General features: G+C 66.0%; 4 protein-coding genes. All 4 read right to left on the bottom strand.

Annotated elements, in window-relative coordinates:
* Positions 1 to 213 precede the first annotated feature (213 nt).
* Genes I0Q12_RS24305 through I0Q12_RS24290 form a run of 4 tightly spaced genes read right to left on the bottom strand, consistent with a single transcriptional unit; the run spans position 214 to position 6138 of the window.
* Positions 214 to 1920 carry a thiamine pyrophosphate-binding protein gene (locus I0Q12_RS24305; RefSeq protein ID WP_197255518.1) on the bottom strand — a complete coding sequence of 569 codons (1707 nt, stop codon included), beginning with the start codon at positions 1918 to 1920 and terminating at the stop codon, positions 214 to 216.
* The gene (locus tag I0Q12_RS24300; protein ID WP_197255516.1) at positions 1910 to 2860 is read right to left on the bottom strand and encodes an SDR family NAD(P)-dependent oxidoreductase; all 951 of its coding nucleotides are present in this window, start codon (positions 2858 to 2860) and stop codon (positions 1910 to 1912) included. The genes I0Q12_RS24305 and I0Q12_RS24300 overlap by 11 nt, the downstream gene beginning before the upstream one ends.
* 39 nt (positions 2861 to 2899) lie before the next feature.
* Entirely contained in the window at positions 2900 to 4726 is a 1827-nt protein-coding gene (locus I0Q12_RS24295; RefSeq protein ID WP_197255514.1) for an NAD(P)/FAD-dependent oxidoreductase, read from the bottom strand.
* Between the two features lie 32 nt (positions 4727 to 4758).
* Positions 4759 to 6138: an SRPBCC family protein gene (locus I0Q12_RS24290; protein WP_197255512.1), complete on the bottom strand. Its 1380-nt coding sequence runs from the start codon at positions 6136 to 6138 to the stop codon at positions 4759 to 4761.
* Between the last annotated feature and the right edge of the window lie 5 nt (positions 6139 to 6143).

The following is a 6143-nucleotide window of genomic DNA, read 5'->3' as shown; positions in this document are numbered from 1 at the left end:
GACGTCGGCGGCGGTGCCGGCCGGCACCGATCCGGCGACCTGCTCGGTCGCGGGGTCGACGACGTCGATCCGGGCGGTGCCGGCGGGCGCGACCCACTGTCCGCCGATGTAGAACTTGTCGTACTCACGCATGGCCGACGGGTCCTTCCGTTGTCGTTTCGGCACTGTGGTTCGGGGTGTGCGGGTTCGGGGTGCGGTGGTTCGGAGCAGTTGTCACTGTTGCCCTTCGGCGTACCAGGTGCGGAACTCGTCGTAGCTCGGCATCTCCTCGGAGTTGGCCTTGGGGTCGACGACCACGTGGATGACGCCGGGTTTGCCGCTCGCGTAGGCCCGTTTGATCGCGGGCGCGATGTCCTCGTCCTTCTCGACGTATTCGCCGTAGCAGCCGAACCCCTCGGCGACCTTGTCGAAGCGGGTCTCGGTGCTCCAGTGCACGCCGGTCTCGAGCGAGCCGTGCCCGTAGGTGCGCTTGTACACGCCGACCTCGAGGCCCCACGCGTAGTCGACCGCGACGACACACACCAGCGGAAGGTTCAGTCGCGCTGCGGTTTCCAGCTCTGCGATGTGGAACTGGAACGACGAGTCGCCGGTGATGAGCATCATCGGCCGCTTGCCGCCGTCGGCGACACCCGCGCCGACGGCATACGGCAGGCCGGTGCCCAGGTGCCCGAAGTTTTGGTTCCACATCACGTCGTGCGGTTTGGCCTGCGAGTACGTCCAGCCGAAGATCGTGGTGGCGCCGCCGTCGCGGACCATGATGCCGTCCTTCGGAAAGTCCTTGGTCGCCTCGACGATCAGGCGCGCCGGATGCACCGGCGTCCGCCCGGACGGCGCCGTCTCGGCCAGCTCGGCGAGGCGCTCGGCGTCCTGCCTGATCCAGCGGGCCAGCTCGGGCGTCGCGGTGCGCGGGGTGTCCTTCAGCGCGTCGACGAGCTGCGGGACCACCGCCCGCAGGTCACCGACGAGGGGGACGTCGATGGGCCGGTTCACGCCGATCGCGGCCGGGTCCTGCTCGACGTAGAGCCACTTGCGGTTCGCCTCGTTCGCGAGCCAGTGCCGTCCGCGCCCGAAGTGGACCGGCTCGCCGAGTTCGGTTCCGATCGCCAGGCACAGGTCCGATTCGACGACGGCCTCGATCGCCGCCGGCGAGAACCCGTACGGGAAGGTGCGGTCCTCGAGTCCCTCGATGTACGACGTGCCGCCGGACGTCTGGATCACCGGGCACGCCATCAGGTCCGCGAGGCGGCGCACGGACTCACCGGCGCGGGCGGTGTGCACGCCGTGCCCGACGAGCAGCACCGGCTGCTTCGCGGCCCTGATCAGCTGGGCTGCCTCGGTGATGCGGTCCGCGCCTGCGGTCTGGCCGACCAGCCGATACCGTTCGGGCGGTAGGACAGGCGGGACGTCGAGCTCCTCCTGGATGATGTGCGACGGGTACTCGATGTACACCGGACCGGGTGTGCCCGACAGCGCCTTGCGCAGACCCTCACGGATGACTTCGTCGGTCTGGTCGGCGTATTCGATGCTGGCGCTGTACTTCACGGAGTTCTCGATCAGCGCTTCCTGCTGCACGAACTGGATGCGTCCCCGGCGTACCCGTTGTTCGGTGATGCGGGCGCGCTGCCCGCCGAGGAAGATCACGGGGGAGTTCTCGACCTTGGCGCACATGATGGCGCCGGCCAGGTTCGCGATGCCGGGGCCGAGCGTGCCGATGCACACCGCGGCCTTGCCGGTCATGCGGGAGACGGCTTCGGCCATGAAGCCTGCGGACTCCTCGTGATGTGGGGCCACGACGTTCCAACCGCGCTCCTCGGCGGTGTGGAACAGGTGGACGAAATTCGGGTCCGGGATCCCGAAGATGGTGTTGATACCTTCGGCTTCGAACAGGTCCAGGATGCGTTCGTAGACCTTAACCGACATACGTGTTTCCCTTCCGTACGCCTGCGCCGGCATCGACGCCGGAGGCGGTCGCAAAGCTTCTGACGATGTGGTCGACGTGACCGGACAGGGTCGGCAGGATCCACGGATCACCCGTGTCGCGGATCGTGTCGATCTGCTCGCCGACCTCCTCGATCGTCCACGACGGCCGGTACACGCCGGGTGTCTCGGCGACGAATGCCCGGGCGATCCGGCCCGCGATCGAAACGAGCATTTCTCCTGTGATCGAGCAGGATTCGTGGGCGAGCCAGCCGACGGCGGGCGCCGCCAGCTCTGGATCCATCGGCGGATACTGCGAGGTGTCCAGGCCCTCGGCCAGCCGCGTGAGAGCCGCCGGCACGATGACGTTGGACTTGACGCCGCGCTCGGCGCCTTCGATCGCGGCGACGTTGGACAACCCGATGATGCCGGCCTTCGAAGCGGCGTAGTTGGCGACCCGATGGTTGCCGTACAGGCCGCCGATCGACGACGTCAGCACGATCCGCCCGTAACCGGCCTCGCACATCAGCGGGAACGCCGGGCGTACGACGTGGAACGCACCGCGCAGGTGCACGTCGAGCACGGCGTCGAAGTCCTCGTAGCTCATATCCGCGAGCGGCGCGTACCGGTTGTTGCCCGCGTTGTGGATCAGGACGTCGATGCGGCCGTACCGATCGACGGCCGCATCGACGATCGCCTTGCCGCCCTCGGCCGTCGCGACCGTGTCGGTGGAGGCGACGGCTTCGCCTCCGGCTGCGACGATCTCGCGCACGACGTCGTCGGCGGGACGGTTGTCGGTGCGCTCACCGCTGATCGCCGCACCGGTGTCGTTGACGACCACCTTCGCGCCCAGCGACGCGAGCAACAGTGCGTACGCACGCCCCAGCCCCCGGCCGGCGCCGGTGACCACCGCGACGCGGCCATCGAATCGCAGATCAGGCACCGCACGCTCCTCTCACGGCGGGTCTGTCGAGTCGGCCGGTCATTTCTCGAACACCAGGCCTTCCAGCTCACCTGTACTACGCCAGTTCTCGAGCAGTTCGGTGAGTTCGTAGAAGCCGCCCCAGAACGGATCTCCGAGGAAGGACCGTCCGTTCGGTTCGCCCTCGCTGTTGTAGTAGCCGGGAGTGCATTCCATCGTGAACTTGCTGTTGTCGACCGAGTACTGACGGATGGTCTGGACCCATCCCTCCTCGGCTTCCGCGGTCGGCTCGACGAGCGTGACACCACGGGTCTGCGCCTGTTTGATGATGTACGCGATGTGGTCGGCCTGCTGCTCGAACATCAGCGTCGTGGCCGCGGTGACGCCGCCCTGGACGAATCCGGTTGCGAAGTGGTTCGGGAAGCCGTGCGCCATGATCCCGTGCAGTGTGCGGAAGCCCTTGCCCCAGTGGTCGTAGAGCGACGTTCCCTGGCGTCCGGTGAACGGTGCGATGGCGAACTGGCGCTCGAGGGCCGTGGTGATCTCGAATCCGCTGGCGAAGACGATGCAGTCGAATTCGTGCTCGACACCGTTCGCGATGATGCCCTTCTCGGTGATCCGCTCGACCCCCTTGGTCTCGGAGACGTCGATCAGGGTTACGTTCGGCCGGTTGAAGGTGGGCAGGTATTCGTCGTTGAAGACCGGCCGTTTGCACATGTTGCGGTAGTACGGCTTCAGTTTCTCCGCCGTTTCCGGGTCCTCGACGATCGATTCGACTCGCTGACGCAACCGCTCCATCGCCTTGTAGTCCTCGATCTCCTTGAGTTCGAGAAACTTGACGGGGTCGGCGAGGGCGGCCCATCCGTTGGTCTCGTTGAGCTTCGCGGCCAGATTGCGTGCGACCTCGGTCCAGCCGTCGCAGATGAGGTCGGGCTCGCCCGGGTTGTAGAACGCGAACGCGGCGTTGTGGAAGTTGCGCTGCCGCTCCGCCCGCCAGCCCGGCTTCAGGCTCTTCACCCATTCCGGATCGGTCGGGTAGTTGGCACGTTCGAAGATGTACGACGGAGTCCGCTGGAAGACCGTCAGGTGCTTGGCTCCGCGGGCCAGGTGCGGAATTGCTTGGACTGCACTGGAACCCGTGCCGATGACGGCTATCCGCTTGTCACCGATCCTGTCGAGTCCACCGTGCAGGTCGCCGCCGGTGTACTCGTAGTCCCAGCGGGCGGTGTGGAAGGTGTGCCCCTTGAAGTCCTTGATGCCGGGGATCCCGGGGAGTTTCGGGCGGTTGTACGGACCCTGGCACATCACGACGAATCGGGCGGCGATCTCGTCGCCGCGATTGGTGCCGATCCGCCATCGCCTGATCTCCTCGTCCCATTCCAGCGACCGGATCAGGGTGTGGAAGATCGCGTGCTCGTAGAACCCGAAGTGGTTTCCGATGCGCTGAGCGTGCTCGAAGCACTCGTCGCCCTTGGAGAACTTCTCCTTCGGCATGTAGCCGGTTTCCTCGAGCAGAGGAAGATAACAGTAAGCATCCGAATCGATCTGGATGCCCGGATAGCGGTTCCAGTACCAGACGCCACCGAAGTCGCCACCGAGTTCGATGATCCTGAAGTCCTCGACGCCGGCTTCCTTCAGCCGGTGGGCGGCGATCAGGCCGCTGAACCCGCCGCCGAGGATCACCACTTCGATCTCCCCGACGATCGGCTCGCGGGGCTCGACCGGGAGATGCGGGTCTCCCGTGTAGAACTCTTCGAACTCGCCGTCTGCCTCGAGATATTGCTGCTGGCCGTCGGAGCGAAGGCGCTTGTCGCGCTCGAGGAGATACTTCCGGTGCAGTGCTTCCTGATCGACCTCGGGTGTCTGCGAAGGGGCGCAGGGTTCCATGTGAATGTCCTCGGTTGGTGGGAAATCGGTGGTCAGGCGAGGTCGCGGGGTGCGCCGGTGCCCATGTAGGTGGCGAGATTGTGGTGCAGGTTGACGACGCTGCGCTCGCGATACGGATTGGGTTTCGGGCCGGAGAAGCCGCGCGTCTTCATGCCCTGCTGGACGGCGGCCATGTTGGAGAAGTCCTGTGGCAGCACCGTGCGCCACCCCGGATCGTCGGCGGGGGTGTACTCCCACTCGGTCTCCGGTTCCTCGCCGGCCGGAAACAGTTCGTACACAGCGGCTTCGAAGATGCACTTGTTCGGGTCGAAGCCGTAGGGGCGTGCGCTGTAGCAGAGCATGTTGTTGACCGCGTGCCCGATCTGGAAGTTCGGGAAGATTTGCCAGGCGGTTCCGCCCTTCGCGACGGTCTGGGGGTCGACCGTCGGCCAGATCACCCCGCGCGCCGCGTCGTCACGGCGCGCCGAATCGAGCCAGTGCCGCAGCACCTGGTCCGGGGGAGTGCCCTCGGGGAGTTCGTCGAGCAGCCGTTGTGCGGCGTCGACGAGGGTGCGGGTGGTGTTGGTGTTGGCGTTCTCCCACGTGAAGTTCTGCAGCTCGATCGTGGCCTTCCGGGCGTCGGGGCCGTTGCCCACGCGCAGCTTCGCCTGCTGTTCGTCCATGCCCTTGGGGGCGTCGTAGCCGATGTTGCTGTGCTTGCCCTGCGCCCGCGACCACCCGAGGAAGTTCCCGAAGTTCATGAACTCCGGGTGGGTGTACGGCACATGGTAGGTCTCCATGAAGGCCTCGAGCGCGACCTTCCAGTTGCATTCGAACACAAGCCATTTGCGCCAGCGGTAACGCATGTTGTGAAGTTCGAACGGATCGAGCAGCGACGCCGCCGGTTCCAGGTAGTCGCGCAATGGTTCACAGTCGGGATCCATGTTGATCCAGATCCAGCCGCCCCACGTGTCGACCTTGACGTCGACCAGTCGCGACCGCTCGTCGGTGAGCGCCCCCTTCCAGTCGTCCCGCTCGGCCGCGAACGTGTTGTTGCCGTGGAGGTCGTAACGCCAGCCGTGAAATCCGCACACGAACTGCCTGGCGCAGCCGCGCGCCTCGTGGGCACCGTCCGGGGTGTCGACGAGTTTGCGTCCGCGGTGCGAGCACACGTTGTGGTACGCGCGGAGGGTGTCGGGACCGGTCCGAACGACGATGATCGAGTCGTCGAGGATGTCGTAGGTGAGGAAATCACCGACCTTGGCGAGTTCCTCGACGCGGCCCACCTGCTGCCACACCTTCGCCCACAGTCGGTCGCCTTCGGCGCGGGCGTAGTCCTCGGACAGGTACGCCTCGACACCGATCGTTAGGGGCGTCGAGAGTGGTTCTGCTGCTTCGGAGGTTTCCTGGATGTTGTCGACTGCGTCGGTCATGTGAG

Origin of the sequence: Rhodococcus sp. CX, from assembly GCF_015865005.1 — a bacterium.
GTDB lineage: Bacteria > Actinomycetota > Actinomycetes > Mycobacteriales > Mycobacteriaceae > Rhodococcus.
This window is presented reverse-complemented; position numbering and strand designations above follow the sequence as displayed.